The organism is Bilifractor sp. LCP21S3_F8, from assembly GCF_052117805.1.
Classification (GTDB): domain Bacteria; phylum Bacillota; class Clostridia; order Lachnospirales; family Lachnospiraceae; genus Bilifractor.
In genome coordinates this window covers 29,465-49,742 of sequence record NZ_JBQKIK010000003.1, presented here as the reverse complement: position 1 = coordinate 49,742, position 20,278 = coordinate 29,465, and the positions used below count along the sequence as shown (strand labels likewise).

14 protein-coding genes and 1 pseudogene are annotated in these 20,278 nt (G+C 53.7%); all 15 read right to left on the bottom strand.

Features of this window, described 5'->3' with window-relative positions:
- Positions 1-5: 5 nt before the first annotated feature.
- Positions 6-1,913, bottom strand: coding sequence for an ABC-F family ATP-binding cassette domain-containing protein (locus ACTQ3A_RS02315; RefSeq protein WP_441493988.1), 1,908 nt, complete (start codon positions 1,911-1,913; stop codon positions 6-8).
- A 12-nt stretch (positions 1,914-1,925) separates the two neighbouring features.
- Positions 1,926-2,729: a metal-dependent hydrolase gene (locus ACTQ3A_RS02310; protein WP_441493989.1), complete on the bottom strand. Its 804-nt coding sequence runs from the start codon at positions 2,727-2,729 to the stop codon at positions 1,926-1,928.
- Positions 2,730-2,933: 204 nt separating this feature from the next.
- Positions 2,934-5,531, bottom strand: a complete 2,598-nt coding sequence (gene hypF, locus ACTQ3A_RS02305) for a carbamoyltransferase HypF (protein ID WP_441493990.1) — start codon at positions 5,529-5,531, stop codon at positions 2,934-2,936.
- Between the two features lie 157 nt (positions 5,532-5,688).
- Positions 5,689-6,831: a [FeFe] hydrogenase H-cluster radical SAM maturase HydE gene (gene hydE, locus ACTQ3A_RS02300; protein ID WP_441475494.1), complete on the bottom strand. Its 1,143-nt coding sequence runs from the start codon at positions 6,829-6,831 to the stop codon at positions 5,689-5,691.
- Between the two features lie 127 nt (positions 6,832-6,958).
- A complete protein-coding gene (hydF, locus tag ACTQ3A_RS02295) occupies positions 6,959-8,167 on the bottom strand; it encodes a [FeFe] hydrogenase H-cluster maturation GTPase HydF (protein WP_441493991.1) in 1,209 nt (402 codons plus the stop codon).
- Between the two features lie 149 nt (positions 8,168-8,316).
- On the bottom strand, positions 8,317-9,540 hold the full coding sequence (locus ACTQ3A_RS02290) for a nitrogenase component 1 (protein ID WP_441493992.1): 1,224 nt from the start codon (positions 9,538-9,540) through the stop codon (positions 8,317-8,319).
- 189 nt (positions 9,541-9,729) lie between these two features.
- Positions 9,730-11,184, bottom strand: a complete 1,455-nt coding sequence (locus tag ACTQ3A_RS02285; RefSeq protein WP_441099104.1) for a nitrogenase component 1 — start codon at positions 11,182-11,184, stop codon at positions 9,730-9,732.
- Positions 11,185-11,204: 20 nt separating this feature from the next.
- Positions 11,205-11,456: a TM1266 family iron-only hydrogenase system putative regulator gene (locus tag ACTQ3A_RS02280; RefSeq protein ID WP_441099105.1), complete on the bottom strand. Its 252-nt coding sequence runs from the start codon at positions 11,454-11,456 to the stop codon at positions 11,205-11,207.
- Between the two features lie 161 nt (positions 11,457-11,617).
- Positions 11,618-12,622: a hydrogenase expression/formation protein HypE gene (gene hypE, locus ACTQ3A_RS02275; RefSeq protein WP_441099106.1), complete on the bottom strand. Its 1,005-nt coding sequence runs from the start codon at positions 12,620-12,622 to the stop codon at positions 11,618-11,620.
- Positions 12,623-12,774: 152 nt separating this feature from the next.
- Positions 12,775-13,833, bottom strand: a complete 1,059-nt coding sequence (gene hypD, locus ACTQ3A_RS02270) for a hydrogenase formation protein HypD (RefSeq protein ID WP_441099107.1) — start codon at positions 13,831-13,833, stop codon at positions 12,775-12,777.
- A complete protein-coding gene (locus ACTQ3A_RS02265) occupies positions 13,830-14,039 on the bottom strand; it encodes a HypC/HybG/HupF family hydrogenase formation chaperone (RefSeq protein ID WP_441099108.1) in 210 nt (69 codons plus the stop codon). Before ACTQ3A_RS02265 ends, hypD begins: the two co-directional genes overlap by 4 nt.
- Before the next feature lie 561 nt (positions 14,040-14,600).
- A pseudogene (locus ACTQ3A_RS02260) lies at positions 14,601-16,787 on the bottom strand (nitrogenase component 1); the annotation flags it as partial.
- 202 nt (positions 16,788-16,989) lie between these two features.
- A complete protein-coding gene (locus tag ACTQ3A_RS02255) occupies positions 16,990-17,817 on the bottom strand; it encodes a nucleotide-binding protein (protein ID WP_441099109.1) in 828 nt (275 codons plus the stop codon).
- Positions 17,818-18,281: 464 nt separating this feature from the next.
- On the bottom strand, positions 18,282-19,622 hold the full coding sequence (locus ACTQ3A_RS02250) for an MATE family efflux transporter (protein WP_441099110.1): 1,341 nt from the start codon (positions 19,620-19,622) through the stop codon (positions 18,282-18,284).
- Positions 19,623-19,655: 33 nt separating this feature from the next.
- Positions 19,656-20,171: a MarR family winged helix-turn-helix transcriptional regulator gene (locus tag ACTQ3A_RS02245; RefSeq protein WP_441099111.1), complete on the bottom strand. Its 516-nt coding sequence runs from the start codon at positions 20,169-20,171 to the stop codon at positions 19,656-19,658.
- Between the last annotated feature and the right edge of the window lie 107 nt (positions 20,172-20,278).

Here is a 20,278-nt window from a genome sequence, read left to right as displayed (position 1 = left end):
TCTCGTTACGGTTCCTCTGCTTCCCGGGTGTCGAGCCAAACATCATACCAGTCCAGACATTTTTCAGTCCAGACATCTCTCGCCTCTTCGCGTTGATGATAGTTTATGGAATCGGCATTCATGTACTCATCCAGCGTTTCCGGAATCTGCCTCTGTTCCTCTTCCATCCTTAGGCAGATCTTCCGGAAGGCTTCCCCGGAGGTCTCCAGCTCCGGTCGTATCAAGCCGAAACGCCAGTCAAGTGTCGCTTCTTCAGTGGAAAATTCCCGAAGGCGGAAGTGCTCTGCCTTCGGAACCGCCTTTAATTCCTCAATTAACCGCTGATCCTCAGCGGTCCGAAGCGCGGCGATGTCTGTTCCGCTTTTCGCGAGTTCCCTCTGTTCCATATAGTGGTCATATCCGAACGGATAGTAGTGGATTCCGGTTTCACAGGAATCAAACAGTAAGAGAGAGTCCGCCACACGGCTCAGAAAGTACCGGTCATGTGAGACAAAAAGTATGGTTCCTCTGTAGCATCGAAAGAGAGATTCCAGTGTTTCCTTTGCGGGAATGTCCATATTATTTGTCGGTTCATCCAGAATCAGAAAATTCGGACGGGGATTTAGCAGGGAAGCAAGCACCAGGCGCGATTTTTCCCCGCCGGACAGGTTTTCCACCATTTTTCCGAGGTCTCTGGCGCGAAACAGATAACCAGCCAGAAAATCACGGATTTCTTTCTCGTTCATCGAAGGATAACGGTCATGGAACCATTCCAGAACATTTCTTTTTGCCTCTTCTCCGGCGATTTCGGCGGAGAACTGATCAAAATAGGCAGATTCGATGTGTGCGCCACTCTTCCGCTCTCCATCCAGAGGGGACAGAAGACCCGCGACCGTCTTGAGAAAGGTTGATTTTCCGGACCCGTTCGGCCCGATCACACCGATTTTCTGTCCTCTGCGAATCCGGAAAGAGATTTCCTTGAGAGGACGGTCCTTCTGGTAACCGATTTTCATATGAACGCATTCAAACACCCACTTGCTGCCCGGGCGCGCGGGAAGCAGGTCTCCGGTGTGTATGAAAGCATCGTCCGTTCGCGGCTTTTCCACAGGATTCATCCTGTCAAGGATTTTTTTTCTGGAGCGGGCAAAGGCAGCCTTCCTGGGTTTGTTCCTGAATTTCAGGATCAGTTCTCTTTCTCTCTGGATCTCCGCCTGCTGCGCTTCATATGCCTTCAGCTGTCTCTGGTATCGCCTTGCCTTTTCTTCCGTATAGGCGGTGTATCCGCCGGAATACCGGGTAACCTGTCCGCCTGCGACCTCCCAGATCACATCAGCAGTCCGGTTGATAAAATATCGGTCATGCGATACCAGGATCACCGCCTTCGGGTAGCAGCGGATATAATGTTCAAGCCATTCTACTGATTCCAGATCCAGATGATTGGTGGGCTCGTCGAGGATCAGAACATCGGGTTCGGCCAGGAGGAGCCGGATCAGCATGATCTTACGCTGTTCTCCGCCCGAAAATTCACAAAGTTTCCTGGTCTTGTCACTCTTAGCGAGCCCGAAGCCCGTGAGCATCCGGTCATAGAGCTGTTCATCGTCATAACGGTCCCTGGAATACCGGTATCCAGCCGGCTTACCGGACATCACTGCTTCCAGAACTGCCTGCTCAAGGGTTTTGTCCGGATCCCCGGCAAATCTCTGATCCATCATCCCCGTCGTAAAAGCCCGTGAGCGGGTGAGCCCCGCGTCCGGATGCTTTTCATCGGCATCCAGGTCCAGCTTTCCGGATATTACGTCGAGCAGTGTCGTCTTTCCCGCGCCGTTCCGGCCGACAACTGCTGCCTTCTCCGTTCCCCGGATCTCAAAGGAAAAACGGCTGAGTACCGGGATGCCGTCACGGCTTACTGTCCCGTCTTTTATTTCAAGAAGCATTTCTTTGTCTCCTTAAGTTTTGACCTGCTGCCAGATAAGCGATGATCCGGGCAGTGAACCTCCCGACATTTTCCCCCTGATTGCAGCTGTGATTGCGGCGGTCAGTTTCGGCTTGATTGCAGCTGTGACTGCGGCAGCCAGTTTCGGCTTGATTGCGTCTGTGACTGCGGCAGCCAGTTTCGGCTTGATCCCGGCTGTGATTGCGTCTGCCAGTGGTTTCAACGGGGAAAACACCAGAATCAGATAGACAGAGGTACACAAGAAGGCGACAAACATCAGCCAGTTGACGACGCCGTCCGAGCGAAACATTTTTAGAGAAAATCCACGTTTTGACGGCCACAGAAGCAGCTCCCACTGCCGGTTCAGAAGATCTGTGAGCAGGTGGGAGAGGTATCCTGCGGCAAAATAACAGGTGATCTGGGGAAAGATGACGTTGACACAGAGGCAGAAAAGGATCATCGCCGCAAAGGAATGCATAAAGCTCCTGTGATGTGTCCTCCTCCCGATGACGCACAGAAGGAGAAAGGCTGCGATTCCGGCGATAACACGCGATGTGCTGCTCCGGGACATCAGTGACTGATAGATACCGATATGGAAGAAATAATCGGCCAGTATGATCAGGGATACTGCCGCGGTGCATACCCCGATGATTTTCTCAGTCTCTCTTGAGGCCCCGGACGTTCCGGCGTCTATATCCGGCAGAATTCCTCCCATGGCTGCGGCCCCGGTTCCTGCCACAAGAATCGGCAGGGAGGACGGCTCAAAAATCGCCAGTGCTGTCGTGATTCCAATAAAAAAATGCGTCCTTCCAAGCATGTGTGAATGATCTTCTCCCCTGATCTTTTTTCTGCGACTATTATAACGGATCACTGTTTTTTCGCAAGGAGCACCTCGGAGAGCAGAGCTGCCCCGCCCGGACACATCGCAGGTGCTTTTTCCGGGGTGATCATCAGGTTGCCTCAGAAGCGGGGTTTCCCCGGCCGGAAATATCGCAGGCGTTTTTCCGGGGTGACCATCAGGTTACCTCACAGGCAGATCTTCCCCGCTGAGGCAGGCGCCGTAATATGCCTGCCCGAGCGCGATCCCTCCGTCGTTTGGGGGGACCAGGTGATGCGTAAGCACGTGGCAGCCGTTCTTTTCGAGCAGATTCTGCATCATCTCGAGAAGGAGCGTGTTCTGAAAGCATCCGCCGGATAAGGCAACGGTGTCGGGCAGACGGCAGTCCAGCCTGCGGAGATGAACGAGCAGACGGCAGGTCTCTCTCGCGAGCAAATCATGAAATAACCAGGCAAGCCGGTCCGGATCTTCTCCGGAAAGCTTACCCAGAATGATCCGTCTGACAATCCTTCCGGTGGGAATCCGGAATATTCCGGAACCGGAAATTTCAATTTCCGGTTTGACGTTTTTTTTCACTGCGGCTTCTGGATTGTAATATGGATCCCGGTTATTCAGATCCGTGTTGTACGAATTCTCTGTGTCACAATGGTTCTTCTGGTACTGCAGGGCGCGGTACATTAAGGTGGTAGAGGCTTCTCCTTCGAAGGTCGATGCTCTGCGGATACCAAGGATTGCGCTGACTGCGTCGAAGATTCTCCCGCAGCTCGTAGATACGACGGCATTCAGCCGCTTTTCGTGCATTTTTCGCATAATTCCGGCCTCTGTCGGAGAACAGAGATCAAGCGCTGTCATGATCTCTTCCGGCGACAGATGATCGATTTCGTTCCGGCTCCACGGAGGAATTCGTTCCTCCTGTGATAATGGGCTGCCGCCCTGATCCGGGAGCGTGAAAATTCCGCAATTGTCACGGGATTCATGTCCTCTGTCATTCTTCGGGAACGGGAGAACCGCGCAATTGTCACGGGATCCATGTCCCCGGTCATTCTTTCCGAACAGGCTTATGATCAAGGATGCGGCGATCCGCCAGCCCTCTCGTGAGGCGGTATCTCCGCCGATATGCAGGAAGGGTTCCACACTTCCGAGCCTTCGGAAACCATGCGTGTCCGCAAGCAATATTTCTCCGCCCCAGATAGTGCCATCGGTTCCGTATCCGGTACCGTCAAAGGAAAGGCCGAGCACGGCATCCGTCCGATCATTTTCCGCCATACAGGAGAGAATATGGGCGTAGTGGTGCTGGACGCGCACTACCGGGACGCCGGCCGCAAGTTCTCCGGCGATTTCCGTGGACCGGTAACCGGGGTGGAGATCACAGACAACCAGATCCGGCTTTGCCTCAAGCAGAGTTTCAAAGCGTCCGACTGTCTCCCGGAGTGCCTGCGCGCTGCGGACATCTGCAAGATCTCCAATATAAGATGATGGATAAAAAAGGTTTCCTTTTCCGATGCAGAAGGTGTTCTTCAGTTCGCCGCCGATTGCCAGAACCGTCCGTCCGGGGGCCGGTCCCTCAGTGACCATGTATGGGAGCGGCGCGTAGCCTCTGGATCTTCGGATCATGTACGGGTTGTTCCGGTAGAAATCCATGACGGAGTCGTCACAGCGGATATTGATTGCGCGGTTGTTCGACAGGATGATATCTGCGATGGTGGAAAGCTCTTCAAGTGCCTCCCGGTCGTTGTGACAGATCGGCGCTCCGCTGACATTTCCGCTTGTCATGACCAGCATAGGCGTCATGGAGCGGCCATCATCATATTGGAAGAGAAGAATCTGAACCGGAGCGTAAGGGAGCATAACGCCGACGCTGGGATTATCCGGGGCCACTGCTGGCGACAGTCGGATGTTGTCTTTCTTTTGCAGGAGAAGAATCGGCTTCTGGTGACCTGTCAGGATGGCTTTCTGTTCCTCTGTCAGGAAACACTCAGCCTGCACACAGGCTTCGTCCCGCATCATCACCGCAAAAGGTTTCGACGGCCGGTGCTTCAGCTCCCGAAGACGCCGGACGGCCTCTGTATTGGAGGCGTCGCAGCAGAGATGAAAGCCGCCGATGCCCTTGACTGCCGCGATGCCGCCATCGATCAGGATGCGCCGGGTCTCCAGGATTGCCTCTCTGCCGGTGATCGAGGGCGCACTCCCGTCTTTTGGAAGGATGTAAACATGGGGACCGCAGTCGTTGCAGCAGACAGGCTGGGCGTCATATCTGCGTGTGGACGGGGTGACATATTCGTGACGGCATTCCGGACACATGGGGAATACCTTCATGGATGTCCGCTCCCGATCATAGGGAAGAGATTCAAGGATCGTAAGCCTCGGGCCGCACGAGGTGCAGTTGATAAAAGGATGCAGATATCTCCGGTCAGACGGATTCAGCAGCTCCGCCCGGCATTCGTCACAAATGGCGATGTCAGGGGACACGAAGATCTCTCCTTTTGTCTTCCGGCTTTCAATAATTGAAAAATCCGAAAAATGTGGCGCTGCTTTCAGTGGACGGACATCCATCTTCAGAATCACTGCCCGTCTCGGCGGCTGTTCGCGGACCAGACGGATAAACGCGTTGATTTTTGCGTCGTTTCCCTCAGCAATCACCTCGACGAAGGAACCCTTGTTGCAGACAGTGCCACGGATGCCGCAGGCAGCCGCATGTCTGGAAACTGTCGGCCGGAATCCGACCCCCTGTACAATGCCGTATATTTTGATCTGTCTGATGATGTCTGCGGTGTCTGTCATTTTCTATATCCTCCTGGCTGTAAGACTCCTCCGGTTTTTCACAGCCTGTGGTCTGTCGTAATGCGCGGTTTCCTGCAGCCGATACGGTTTCAGGCTTTCCTGTTTCCCGCTTCTCTCGCACCGCTGGAAACGGAAGCAACAGGCAATAATTCCTATCTCACAGCTGCCCGTTCTCCGTCTCCCCCGCACCGCCCGAAACAGAAGCGACAGGAGATGATTCATGGTTCACACCTGTCTGTTTCTCCGCTGCACCGCGAAAGTCGGGGTGATCGCCTCTGGATATCACAACGTGGCAGCCGGTTGTTTCGATCCGCCTCGCCATACACGCCCTGCATTCCGCAGCCTCGTCCCCCGTACAGATTTTTCCGTCATAGAGCATATATTTCGCCCGGACTCCCTTTGGAGACAGGTTTGGCATGACAACATTTGCGCCGGCAAGTATTCCCATCTCTCTACCCCTGGGATGAATCGTTCCGAGTGCCGTGGTCGCCGGGAGAAGCGACGCTGGAAACATTAATCTCAGGATGCTCAGAAGATGAAGTGTATCCTCCAGTGTTCCGTCCGGTTCATAGCGGAACGGAGTATCCTTGTGGTGAATAAACGGGCCGATTCCGATCATCTGCGGCTGCAGATCCCGCATATACATAAGATCAGCAATCACATTGTCCCAGGTCTGATAAGGGCTTCCGACCATGATCCCGCAGCCGACCTGATATCCGATGGATTTCAGGTCGCTGAGACAGCGCTTGCGGTTCCGGATGGAAAGCTCCGCCGGATGAAGTCTGGCATAATGCGCCGGATCTGAAGTTTCCTGGCGCAGCAGATACCGCTCTGCTCCGGCGTCAAAGTATGCCTGATATTCTTCCCTGGTTTTCTCGCCGATCGAAAGAGTTATCGCGCAGTCCGGATGCTTTCTGCGGATGCTGCTTACAATATCACAGATATCCTCGGTGCTGTAGGACAGGTCTTCACCGCTCTGGAGCACGAAGGTTCGGAAATCCAGCTGATATCCGATATCGGCGCATTCGAGAATCTGTTCACGGGTCAGGTGATAGCGCTGGGCCTTCGTATTGCTTTTCCGTATTCCGCAGTAATAGCAGTCGTTTTTGCAGTAGCTGGAAAATTCAATGATCCCCCGCAGGTAAACTTCATTTCCGTAGTATTGTTCCCGGACTTCCCGGGCGTTCCCTGCCAGGAAGTCTTCCTCCGCCGGATTCATCGTTGTAAGCAGAGCCTTGAAATCATCCCGGGGAAGTACCTTCTGTTCCCGGAGCTGCAGGATTCTGTCTTTATTGTTCATAAAATTCTGTCTCCAAGCCTTTCTTAAACAGCCATGCTGTAAACAGCGTCACATACCGCATAAAGCCACATGCTCCGCTGCTTTATCACTTCCGGGGAAGCTGGCTTCCGGCTGCCGGAAGCTGTTTTCAGACAGTTGGAAGTTCTGCCGCAAGCTCCGCGAATTCCGGGAGCATGCGAAGGGACCTGCCGAGGATTCCCCGCATATAGGAAACCGCGATGCCGTAATTTGTAATCGGTGTGCCCTGACGGATGGCGTGATCGCGCCGTGAAGCCATCTCCCGGTCGTTGAGCACACACCCGCCACAGTGGATCACGAGCCGGCAGGAGGACAAGTCTTCTTTCATCGTGCTGCCTGAAGACAGTTCGATGTTCAGTTTTCTGCCGGTGTATTTTTTTAAAAGCGCCGGAATCTTTACGGATCCGATGTCTCCGCAGGTCCGGCGATGTGTGCATCCCTCAGCCACAAGAACCGTGTCTCCGTCCGTCAGTTTTTCTATTTCCCGTACGCCTTCAACAGCCGCTTTAAGATAGCCGCGGTACCGGGCCATCAGAATGGAAAAAGAGGTGAGCGGAACGTTGTCCGGAACGATATCCTTCACCCGATAAAACGCCTGGGAGTCGGTGATGACCAGACGGCAAGCCGGGTTCTGGTTCAGGACATCTGCCAGTTCTTCCGTCTGGCACACACAGGCGGAAGCGTGGTGGAGCAGAATCTCATGGAGAACCATCTGCTGAGGAAGAATAATTCTTCCCTTTGGGGCTTCCGCGTCCATGGGAATAACCAGAATGACAGTATCATTTTTCACGATAAGATCATCCAGCATCCCCGCTGTCCGGATCTTCTCTTTCGCCCGGACCCGGATGGCATGTGTCAGCTCATCAAAACCGTATCCGGTCTCCGCTGAGACCTGGACCGCATCCTCCGGCAGCGAGACGGGCAGACCGAGATCCTGCTTATTGAAGCACAAGATGACAGGAATATTCTTTTTTGCGAACCGGGTCTGAAGTTCCTTCTCATCCGGAGATATTTTCCCATCCCCGATTACAATGACGGCAAGATCAATCCGATCCATCATGTCCTTTGTCTTTTGGACCCTCAGCGCTCCGAGCTCTCCCACATCGTCAAGGCCCGCGGTATCAATGACCACACAGGGCCCGAGCCCGTGGATTTCCATGGCCTTCCGGACCGGATCAGTTGTCGTGCCGGGGACATCCGATACCACGGAAAGGCTCTGTCCGGTCAGACGGTTGATTACACTGGATTTTCCGGCATTCCTGCGCCCGAAGAATCCGATCTGCACTCTTTCTGATGAGGGTGTTTCATTCATGCTCATAACGGTTTCCTCCTGATGTCCTGAATTTATGTGTATCCAACAATTTCATACGCAAATTGCCCTGTCTGAGGATTCTGTGTCAGGATGCATCCTTCCTTGTTCCCGGTATTAATGTTTATAGAGAAAGGAAAATGCAGAGATGGCAGAAATCAACCTGAGAGCAGAAGGCGAACCAGTCTGTCTGAAATGCCGCTGTCAAAATAGTTGACGAAATGATTCCGGTAGATTCTTCCGGAAAGCGCAAGCGTCGGAAGAAAAATCCGGCGTATACGTTCAGGCTCCGGGAGGATATGGTCATACATGGGATCACAGACGAGATCCGCATCCGGAAAGCTCGTCAAAAATGCCTCGATTTCCTCTTCGCCGAAGTGAGCCGCATCAACGCCCGGGATTCGGACGGACGGATCGGTTTCCAGCGGGTCGACGACGATGGTTTTTCGTCCGGTTCTCCGGCGGACCATCGAAGCAAGCGATGTGCCAAGTACCGGCTCTGTGAGAAAAATTACCGGCGGGCGGGAGTCCGGTGCCTCATGTTCCGGCTCCTTTTCCCGTAAAGCTGCTCCCTTGAATCCTGCGGTCACAAGCTGCTGCAGAGTGGGATCGTCCTCATCGTCAAGCGGAACGCCGATCACATATGGGATGCCGTATCTGTCGCTCAGATATTTTGCCGGAGGAAGCCCTGCCTTTGAGAGAACCAGCGAGACGTCCGCCTCCGCCATGTCGGGAAGGCAGCGGAAGCTGCAGGTATTACCGTCCGCCAGAGCAGTCCGGATCCGTAATCCTCGTTTCCGGAGAAGCTTTTCCAGAGAAAGCGCGGATCCCTCTGCCGCAAAGTCAAGCGGCATCATACCGAACACATTGACAGAAATGGCCTCTCCCTCTTTTCTTCTGACGCAGGCCTTCGCCGCGGTGTTTTTTCGTTCTCCGAGAAACTTCTGAAGAAGTCTCTGCCAGGCGAGGCCCGCTCCCCGTGCATAGTCATGACATCCGTTTGAAGGGACATAGAACGATGGTATTCCGGTCTTTCGTTCCAGAATGCCTGCAATGGCTTCGAAATCCGTTCCATTCAGCCATGGCACTGGCGAATTACAGAGCGCGATGAATTCCGGACGCGACGGAAGAGCGTTCTGGGCATCCAGGATATCCCGGATAAACCGTTCATCGTTTCCCAGAACGGCGTCCTTCATGTTAAGCCCTGAAATAAAGATGTTTGAAGATTCCCGGTACCAGCGCAGTTCATCATGCGTATTATAGGTGGAATTACATCCGGAGGGGTCATGGATGACCGTCATTCCTCCGAATTCATATAGAGCTCCCGCAATGCCGGATACATCTCCGGCCCAGACCGGAAGCACTCTGTAGGTCTCTTTCATCGTCAGATTCTCTCTCCCTGTCAGCGGCTCGAAAGTGCGAATATGTGCAGGCAGTGAGCCACATCCCCCACACAAAGTTTGAAGCGATGGGCTAAAGCCGCGGCTGACCGACGAAATCAGTCACCTGTAAGACTGCGAGAGTGCGTAGTACGGAGCAATCCGCAGCTTTTACAGGTTATGGCATATTATTCAGGTCAGAAAAAACGCGCCCTTCTTCGGGTGTTCTCCGCAGAGCGGATCCCAGACACCGGGAAGGCCAAGGCCTTTTCCCGTTACAATTTCGGGATTTTTCGGTTCCCGAAGCGCATCGCACATCAGCCGCAGCATGTGCCGGATTCCCATGTATCCGGTGGCGCCGTCGGCTTCTATCGCATTGACGAAATACGGGCTTCCTGTAAAAAAAGAGGCCTTTGGGCCGACCGCGAGGACTTTTCCGGGTGCTGATCCGGATTCAGAGCGCACCGGGCGATACTGCGCGTTGAATCGCTCCCGTTCATACAGTGAATCTGCGGCGCCTGTAGACATCAGCTCAATATCTGGATATCTTTCTTTCAGTGCGGCCAGGTCGGCAGCTTCCTCCGGGCTCACCTGATCCGCCAGGATGCGCACGACATTGAGATGGTGCTCCAGGAGAATCCGGGCGAATCCCACGGGCCTTGGCTCGCAGATGTAGTCCAGTACAATCGGCGTGTCACCGATGACAGCTCTTGCCTCCCGGAAGGCCGTTTCCGTCAGCGCGCGCTGCTCTCTGATCCGGACCGAGAGCTTCTCTCCGGCTTCCGCCCGTGATCTGCCGCTCGCTTCACACAACAGATTCATAAGAGAGCCGAGCTGATCGTCGATTTCGTCATAATTCACAGCAGCGGGGAGATAGAGGCTCTTTCTCCCGCCAAGAGACGACGCCCTTTCCAGACCATATCTGGACAGCGGTGACTTCGTGATCCACAGAAAGGAGTGTCCCATCGCAAGATATTCATCATACGTCCGGCAGTCCTGCACCTGCAGGATTCGGAACCCCTCCTGCTGTAGGATTTCCAGGAAGTCACTGTCCCTCGTCCGCAGATTCTCTCCGAGTATGCTCACGCTTGAAAAATCTGCCGGTACGTTCTCTTTTGCGAGCACCTTCATCATCTGAAAACGCTGCCGCTGTTCCGGTGTGGTCGTCAGCTTCTGCCGGATCGGGTCCATGAAACACTCCATGAAGTCAATCTCCGGGAATGCCTTCTCCACCTGATCGAAGATGTATCGCATATCGCATCCGATGAAATGATGCATGCAGACCGGAAAAAGCTGAACCGCCCGCGGCCGCTCCGGCAGCTTTCGGATCACATCCTTGATCCCGCGTATGGTGATCTCCTCCAGTCTTCCGTCGAAGATTTCCGTTTCGTCCGGCATGACGGATGAAATGCGGTCGGCGGCATCCATCTCATCTGCCGTCATAATGACGCCGCGCAGACAATTATCTGTGCAGACATAGATCTGATGACATTCCGGAATCAGCATGCCGGTGTGGACGATATTCCAGTGCTCATGCACGGGACAGTTATATTCCAGCCCCCAGGGAAAGGTACGTCCCGTGGCAGCGTCCCGGATTTTTATGATATTGTTTCGGCCGTTATCCGGCGTATTCAGCGAATGAAGCATAGTTACCTCGAATAGGACCGTTAAATGTTAGAGTAAGCGGTTTTTACGCTGACGCCGTCAATGGTTCCGAGCTTTCCGGAAATTCCGCTGATAACTGGCTGCGGCGCATCCAGAACAATGCTGATGATGTTAATTTTTCTCGCACGGTAGGGAATTCCCATTCTCCCGATGATGAAACCGCTTCCCTCGTGAAGAATCCGGTTGACTTCGGGTACGACGTCCGGATTCTCAACAATAATTGAAATGACTGCTACCCGTGTTTCGCTATCCATTTGTCCTTCCATCCTCCGATTTGTATCAATGCGCATCCCCGTTACAGACGATCATAGAATGACGACCGGCGGCAGCTGTTATCCGGAAAACGCCCGTACGATAAAATTGTGCCGCAAGCTGTATAAACTGCGGACTGCTGCCCCGTCTCATGTATATTGTGTCAGCAGATTCTTGGCAGCAGCTCGTTTCCGGGTTCCGGGAGATAGGTCTTTGCTCCGATTTCCGTCTCCATAATAACTCTTCCACTGTTCTCGGCGGTTACTGTACCGATGACAGCCGCTCCGGAAGTATATTTCTGCCCGCGCAGGATGTTCAAAGCCTTACCGGTCAGGTTTTCCGGCACAAAAAGTACCATGGTTCCCTCACAGGCAAGGTAAAGAGGTTCAAGGCCCAGCATTCCAGTGACGCCTTTTACTTCTTCTGCGACGGGAATTTTGTTTCTTTCGAGGGAGATACCGACACCTGCCTCCTTTGCAATCTCGTAGAGAACGGTGCCGACACCTCCTCTCGTAGCGTCACGGATCACGTGAACACCGGGAACCTCCTGAAGAAGCGCGTGAATCGGATGCCACAGCGGCGCACAGTCAGTCGTCACATCCGCATCAATTCCATAGTCGTCCCTGGCAAGGAGAATTGCCGTGCCGTGACGTCCGATATCTCCGGTTACGATCACAGAATCTCCGGGAGCCGCAAATTTTCCCGATGTCGATACACCGTCAATAATTTCACCGACTCCGGTCGTCGTGATAAAACATCCGTCTGCCTGCCCCTTTCCCGCGACCTTGGTATCCCCCGCGACCAGATTAACTCCCACCTCAGCCGCTGTCTTTTCCATCGAGGATACGATCTTCTCCAGATCGTTCATGGAAAATCCCTCTTCTATGACAAAGGCACAGGTCATGTAAAGAGGTCTGGCGCCCATGCACGTCAGATCGTTGACCGTTCCGCAGATTGACAGCTTGCCGATATTTCCGCCAGGGAAAAACGCCGGGGACACAATAAATCCGTCCGTCGTCATTGCCATCTTCCCGGAGGGCGCCGGGAGTACGGAGGCATCATCGGATGTGAAATACCGGTTTTGAAAATGTTTTCTGAAAACGCGGTCGATCAGCTCGGCCGTCTGTTTACCGCCTGCGCCGTGCGCAAGTGTGACTGTATCGTTCATAATTGTCAGCTTATCCTTCCTTCTGGGTAAATGTCTCCAAAATATGTCACGAACAGGGCTGCTGCTGTTTCATGCTCTGATCGGAGCGGTGATTTCATGTCCCCCTGCCGCCCGCAGAACAGCTGCGGCAAAAGCGCAGATACTTCTCGCGATCAGAGAAGCGTCTGATGGGATCCGTAAAGATAGTATGCGCTGCACGCTCCCTCGGAGGATACCATACATGCCCCGGCCGGATGCTCCGGCGTGCAGACTTTTCCGAACAGTGGACACTGCCCGGGCTCGATCCTGCCCTGGAGCACGGATCCGCATCTGCACCCGTTATTTGTTCTGCCCTGCATGGGAGGAATCTGGTATCGGCTTCTGGCGTCATATTCCGCGTATTCCGGCCGCAGCCTCATTCCGGAGCCTTCAATCCGGCCAATTCCCCGCCACAGATCATCACAGGGTTCCATCATGGAATCAACGAGCCGGATCGCCTCCGACTGTCCCTCTTCCCGGACGACTCTGGGATAACAGTTCACGAAAAAATATCCGCCCTTTTCAAAGTTCGTCACGGCAACCGCAAGGGCGGTTACGAGTTCTCTGGCCGTAAAGCCGGCGCATACACCGGATACCTGATGGGTATCCGCGAGCATACGCGGTATGGAGAGCCCGGTTATCGCATGTACATGGCCTGGGTAGAGGAACAGATCGGTAGAATCCTTCATCGCCTCGTAGGCCATGGGCATCGTTTTGTTGGCCGTGAGGAGACTGAAATTCCGGATTCTATCGCGAATCGCATTTTTTACCGCGATACAGGAACTGGGCGTGGTCGTCTCGAATCCGACCGAGAGAAAAACGCATTCCTCCTCCGGGTGTGCGGCCGCGTATGCTTCACCGTCCTGTGGAGAATACACCGTGCGGATCTTTGCGCCCTTTGCGCGCGCCTTCTGCAGAGATTCCCTGGAGCCTGGAACACGGACCAGATCTCCGAAGGTGAGAATGGTGCATTCCTTTTCTTCCGCCAGCCACAGTGCCTCATCGATATAGCCCGTCCCGGTCACGCAGACAGGACATCCGGGGCCGGAGATCATGTGAATCGCCGGAGAAAGAATGCCGCGTATGCCCTGACGGAAAATCTCGTGGGTATGGGTGCCGCACACTTCCATAATCCGCACCTCCGGTCCGTCATATCCACGGAGGATGCTTATTGCTCTGTCCATCTGATTCATCTGAGATCCTCCAGCAGAGAATCCGTCTCCTCCTCATCGTCATCGGTGATCTTCGCGATCGCCGATCCCGCGTGCACCATCACATAATCTCCGGGATTCAGGTCGGTAAGAAGCTCGGAGGAAACGGTCTTCTTTGCGCCGCCGGCATCTACAATCGCGACGCCGCCCTTGATACTGACCACTTTAGCGGATATTCCAACACACATGTCTGTTTACTTCCTTTCTGATGCATTTGTTGCAAATTTCTTCAAGGCTCTCCTAAAAAGCCTTCTAAAAATCATGATAAAAAATTTTTTCAAAGCTCTGCACAAATATGATAAAACACGGTTTCTGTTCTTGTGGCTGATGCCCTCTCAGGTAAGAATTCTTTTCCCCGATATGGCAAAGCTCGGGAATGAAATCAGGGATGCCCCTCCCGCCGGAATTTTCGCAATGGCGGGATCGGCAAAGATATAATCGTAGGTCTTCTCGCGCAGCAGTGACAGAAGGTCGTTTTCCTCCCGAAGGGACACATCCGGCTTCACCGGCACACCGCTGACGGTATATGAATCCTGTTCACAGGCTTTTCCCGCAAAAAAGGATGCGCAGTCTATTCTGATCTTCTCTCCGGAAAATTTCTCCAGAAGAGCAGCCTTCAGCGAAGCCGCTGCCACAGGGTCGTGCAGAATCAGGATTCTTGCGGTACCTGCGCGGCAGGTGTCTTCAAAACCGGACGGCAGGTTCCTGAGATACCAGGCGATGCCCGGATATCCGACTTCAAAAGGAGTGCCGAAGGTTTCCCGCAGATATTCGGCGGATCGGATTCCTGCTCCCGACAGGACAAAATTCCTGACGTTCTCCCCGGCGTTTTCATAATCCTGCCGGTCTGCATCAGAGCCGTAGAAAACAACTCTTCCGTATCCTCTACTCTTCAAAAGATCCCGGATTCTTTTCTGGTCCGCGATGTCCACGAATTCCAGCGGAGTGCACCCGATCACGCCGGCAGTTCCGGACGCCTCTGCCGGGTGACCAGACAAAGCCGTTCCGCTATGCGAATAGCCAGGCAGATTGCCATCTGAAGAGGAAGCTTTCCCTTTCCCGGAAAAAGAACGGAATAAGGTCAGATATGTCTGCTCCAATCCGGATTCGCAGGTTTTCATTCCGCAGGTTGGTATGCTGATGACTGGGCAGCCGCATTTTTTCTCCAGCATCCTCTCAAGCGCCCGATAATCCGTTCCGATAATGGAAGGCACCGGAGTTCCGACCAGGGCGATGAACGAGCATTCCGTTCCGGAAAATGCAGAGATAGCCTTCTGAACAAGCTCCCGGTCTCTTCCCATGATGGCATCCATGTCGCGGAGTCCCGCGGAGAAGACAGCTGCCTTGTGGTGCTGCCATCTGGGCTCATCGAATCCGAGAATGTTGCCGGTGCATCCTCCCGCGTCCAGAATGACGATCATTCCATCGAGTGAATAGAGCGCAGAGACAGCGCCGGACTGATCCGGGGCAAAGGGAGTCAGGTACATATCGAGTCCCTTTACCGGTCCGGCAAGTGCCCTCTCAGGTGCCATCGGGACTGCCGCCTCCTCTTGCGCGGATAATTTTTGCGGAGGAGTTGAGCCCTCCCGTGCAGGTGATACCTTCTCCCGGACGAGTTCTCCAAGCCTCTCCCAGAGATACCAGGCAGCTTCATAGCCGAAGGGCTGGGAGTCCTCATTGAAATTCAGATGGAGGGCGTCCGGATGATAGTATGCGGCATCCTTTCCGATGGTGATATGCGTGCCGCTGGTTCCTTCCGCACTGCGGATTTCATAGCCGAGCATCGACGGATCTGTGTTGGAATACACCCGGATGTCGGGACACAGGGCGGCGATGCGGTCGATGTAGGGATAGCAGTCAGCAGCAGGGTTTGCAAAAATTTCGGTTACCCTCCAGCCCATCCGCAGAAGAGCGAGCGCCAGCTCAAAAGGATTGGCGTTTACAACCTCTCCTATGCTGAATGAGAGATCCGGGTATTCTGCCCGGAGCGCCTCCCCCGCACTGTCCGCCCTCTCCTTTGTCATCGCATTCACGTTCTCCGGAACAGTCATGCCCAGTGCCGCAAAGAATGCCTGATATTGATGCCCGGTCAGATCCGTCTCGTAGAAACGGGTGAGCTCGATGCTGGGAATGCCCAGCCGGTTTGTGAGCGCTTCAGCTGCTCCCCTTGCTTCGGGATTCAGCACGAGATTGAAGTTTGCTTCTCCCATTCTGTAAAAATCATTCACATCCTTACAGGCTGAAATCTGACGGATTTTCCGGATTCCCGCAGATTTTAAGAGAGAGAAGAGCTCGCTCTCGGGATGAAGCGGCGCAAAATATCCAAGAAGATTCACACTGGTGCTTCTCTTCTTCTGACGGGGAAGCATGGAGTACAGCGATTCCCGCACATATACCATCGGCGGCTTTCTGCCCTCTCTCGTCAGCGCATACATGTAGCACGGGCGGACGGGAAGGTTCACTTCCTTTTCTGCTCTGCGGCATACCCGTTCCAGATCCGTGCCGAGGAGAGCATCCGCACAGGTGATGCAGATCATGATCACGGACGGCTTCACCGGAAGAGATCCGGCGATCCGGCGGACCGCAGCCGGTATCTTTTTCAGATGCCGCCCTGTAACAAGATCCGTCTCATCCATCTGAAGATAGAAAAAACGATCTTCATAGCCGCGGATTCTCGTGATTTCAGCGGTGTTTCTGCCGCAGCACCCCGGCGATACGATCAGCATGACCGATCCGGGAACGGACAGCCCGGCCCGCTTAACGCCGAAGCCCTCGGCCCCCGGTGAATTGTAAGCCAGTGTGGCCGGAGAAGAATAGATCAGGTGACGTCCCGTCTGATAGAGATCGGGAATATGATCTTTTCCCGCCCTGGAAAGCTCGGCGGCAGTGTAGTAATTCGGTTCGATTTTAAAGTTCTTCTCAGATTTATTTTTCAAAGCAATCCTCTGTCAGCTTAATCTTCCGGAAGAGTCTGTGACGGCCTGGCTTCCAGACAATGCTGTGTCAGCTTGTTTTTACAGGCAATCCTCTGCCGGCAGGCAGAATCCCATGACTGTATACCGGTTGCAGCCGCTCCGTTTGCGGGACAAGGGATGATCAGGTCCCCCGGTCAGGATCTTCTGACTTCCCGGGAATCGGTCAGCAGTTACAGTCATATAGTCTGGAAAAATGAAAACGTTCAGCCTGCCCGGCTTCTTGCGAGTCCACATCCGGAGCTGCCCCGGAGAGAAGGTTTCTGGCGAGATCCATAAATTTTCCGGCGATTTCCGAATCCGGAAACTTCTCAATCACGGTCTTGCCGAGATCCTCCGCCTGATTGATCAGGTTGGACCTGGGGATATCCGCGATGACATCGATGCCCTTCTTTGCGGCAAAGGAACGGACCCGCTCCTCCTCCTCCGGAACATTCCGCCGGTTCAGGATGATTCCCCCGACCGAAGCATATCCTCTGTCCTCAAAATTTTTCACGGCAGTGGAAATGTTGTCAGCTGCATAGAGAGCCATCTTCTCTCCGGATGTCACAATAAGAACCGTATCCGCATATCCCTCCCGAATAGGAGCCGCAAAACCCCCGCACACGACGTCACCGAGGACATCAAAGAGGACCACATCCGGCTTCTCCGTTTCCAGGAGCTCCAGCTCATCCAGAAGGTTGAAGGTCGCAATGATTCCTCTTCCGGCACAGCCGAGTCCGGGGGTCGGACCCCCTGTCTCGATACAAAGAACATTGCCGAATCCCCTTCGGGAAATCTCTGAAAGACTTGAGGGATCCTCCTCATGCTCCCGCAGATAATTCATAACGGGAATCAGCGGCTCTCCCGACAGGAGATTCGAGGTGGAATCCGCCTTCGGGTCACATCCGATCTGGATCACCTTCCTGCCAAGAACAGCAAACGCTGCCGCCAGATTAGAGGTCATCGTGGATTTCCCGATGCCTCCCTTGCCGTAAACTGCGATTTTTAACATATAAAACCTCCGGAAACTTTATCACCGATTCCCCGGATACCGGCCGGTGGTGTAACGGCATGTGCAGGATGTGAAATTCCTGCTTTTTCCGCCGGGCATGAGTGACAACGAGATAAAACACGCTGTGCGAGTTTTATCTCGCTATCGCGACGCTCGCCGCACACGAATACTTCGCATTCGGCTGCGGCTCACTGTTCGCGTAAATAAAAAAGGCCCGCAAAAGGGGCCTTGAAAAGATCAGATCATAGTCCGGCTGTTCTGCTTCTCAGGGAGCAGAAGTCTTTGGCCGGTTTTCTTCTTCACGGACCCTTTCCCACTCAGAAAAAGCCGGTTCCCCGTGCCGACTGTGCGGACAATTCCGGAAAACGGTACATTAACTTTGCAGTCAAGTCTGATATAAATCAGTATACTCTGTTTCACCTTTCAGCGAAAGGGATGCACGCCAAAAAATACACATACATCTGTCAGAAGTAGTGGTACGTCTCCCGCTTTCTGATCAGAAACAGCACAGATATGATAAACGCAAATACATTGGACGCCGTGACCGCCCACCAGATACCGTCCGCGCCGAGCAATCCCGGAAGCAGAAGGACACAGGCACCCTGAAAAACCAGTGTCCGCAGAAAAGAAATCGCGGCTGAGATCTTTCCATTGTTCAGCGCGGTGAAGAAGGAAGATGCATAAATGTCAAATCCGGACAGCAGGAAACCAAGACAGAAAATCCGGAACGCGTGTACTGTCAGCGCATACAGTCCCGCATCATATCCGACAAAAATCCTGGAAACAGGATCTGCCAGAAGGAAGGCAGCAACGGTCATCAGGACACCCGTGACCCCCATGATTACTGAGCTCTTTCGCAGCATGTTTTTCAGCTCGTCTGTATTGCCGGCGCCATAATGATAGCCGACAATCGGAGCAGAGCCGACCGAATATCCGATGTCAATGGCGACAAAGATAAAGCTGACGTACATCAGCACTCCGTATGCGGATACCCCGTCCTCGCCGAGCATCCTGATCAGCTGAAAATTATACAGCATGCTGACAATAGATGAGGAAATGTTGCTCATTAGCTCGGAAGATCCGTTGCCGCAGGCCTTGAGAATCGGAGAGAGCTCAAGTTTCGACGGTTCGAGGCGGAGCCGGCTTGAATTCGTTCGGGCAAAATAAAACAGAGGCAGTACCCCTCCGACAACCTGACTGAACCCGGTTGCCCACGCGGCGCCCGCAACACCCATGCGGAACACGCCGACGAGCAGCGCGTCGAGGATCATGTTGGTGAGGCCGGCGGCTATCGTAACATAGAGGCCGAGCCTTGGCTTCTCTGCGGTTACAAAAAAGCTCTGAAACAGGTTCTGAAGCATGAATGCCAGATTGAAGCCGTTCACGATCCATCCGTAGACCAGACAGTCATGCATCATCTCCTCGGTCGCGCCAAGGAACAGGGCCATCTTTTCCATGGCGAGGTTGCCCAGTATGGAGGTGAGCGCGCCGGTTATGACCGTAAACAGGATCATCATGGAAAACAGCTGATTTGCCCTCTGCTTCCTGCCCTGTCCCATTGTCATGGAAACAAGAGCGGAACCACCTGTTCCGATCATAAAGCCTAATGAACCCATCACCATCAGATACGGCATGATCAGATTTATAGCAGCAAACGCGGTTTTCCCGGCGTAGTTTGAGACAAATAATCCATCGACCACGCCGTAGATGGAGGTAAAGACCATCATGATCACTGGTGGAAGCGTAAAATGGAACAGTCTGCGGTAGGTAAAATGATCCGAAAGACGGATCGCGTTGGTTTTCATCGGAACCTCCTTGAGAATCGTGTTATCTTTCTGTTACGGAGAACACGCCTTGCCGCAGTCGTAACCGTCCGTATCCCTGGTATGGTTCAACTGTTCATCGGACACCGACTGCTGAAGTCCGGAAATATATTTTCCGAACAGCCTGAGAAGCTGCGCTCTCTCCTGCTCTTCCATCTTACAGAGACTCGACGCCTCGGCGCAGATTACCCGATCCGCGGTCCTTCGGGCAAGCGCCTCCCCTGTCTCCGTCAAAGTGACGGTCTTCCTTCTGCCATTTCCCTCCCGGGACAGAGAGATAAGCCCCAGAGCCTCCATTTTCTTGATGCTGGAGTTGATTGTCTGCTTTGGCATGAAGGTTACGTTTACGAGGTCAGCCTGCGCCATTTCGCCGCCGCGAAGCCGCATCTCATAGAGCGTCCACAGCTGCCCCTCCGGTATACCATATAATCTTGACAGATTCCGGTAGCACTCATCATACTCTTTGGCAATGCGGTTCAGTTCTTTCTGCTGGTCAAGCAGTCCCTCATTTGGCGACTTCTCAATGTTCATCAATAAAATCCTTTCGTTTGCCGCAGGCGGAAACCCGCTGCCTTTAGATCGTGGGTAGTTGACGTCGGCAGATCCTTTCTGTATAGATGAAGGATAATATGTCCGAA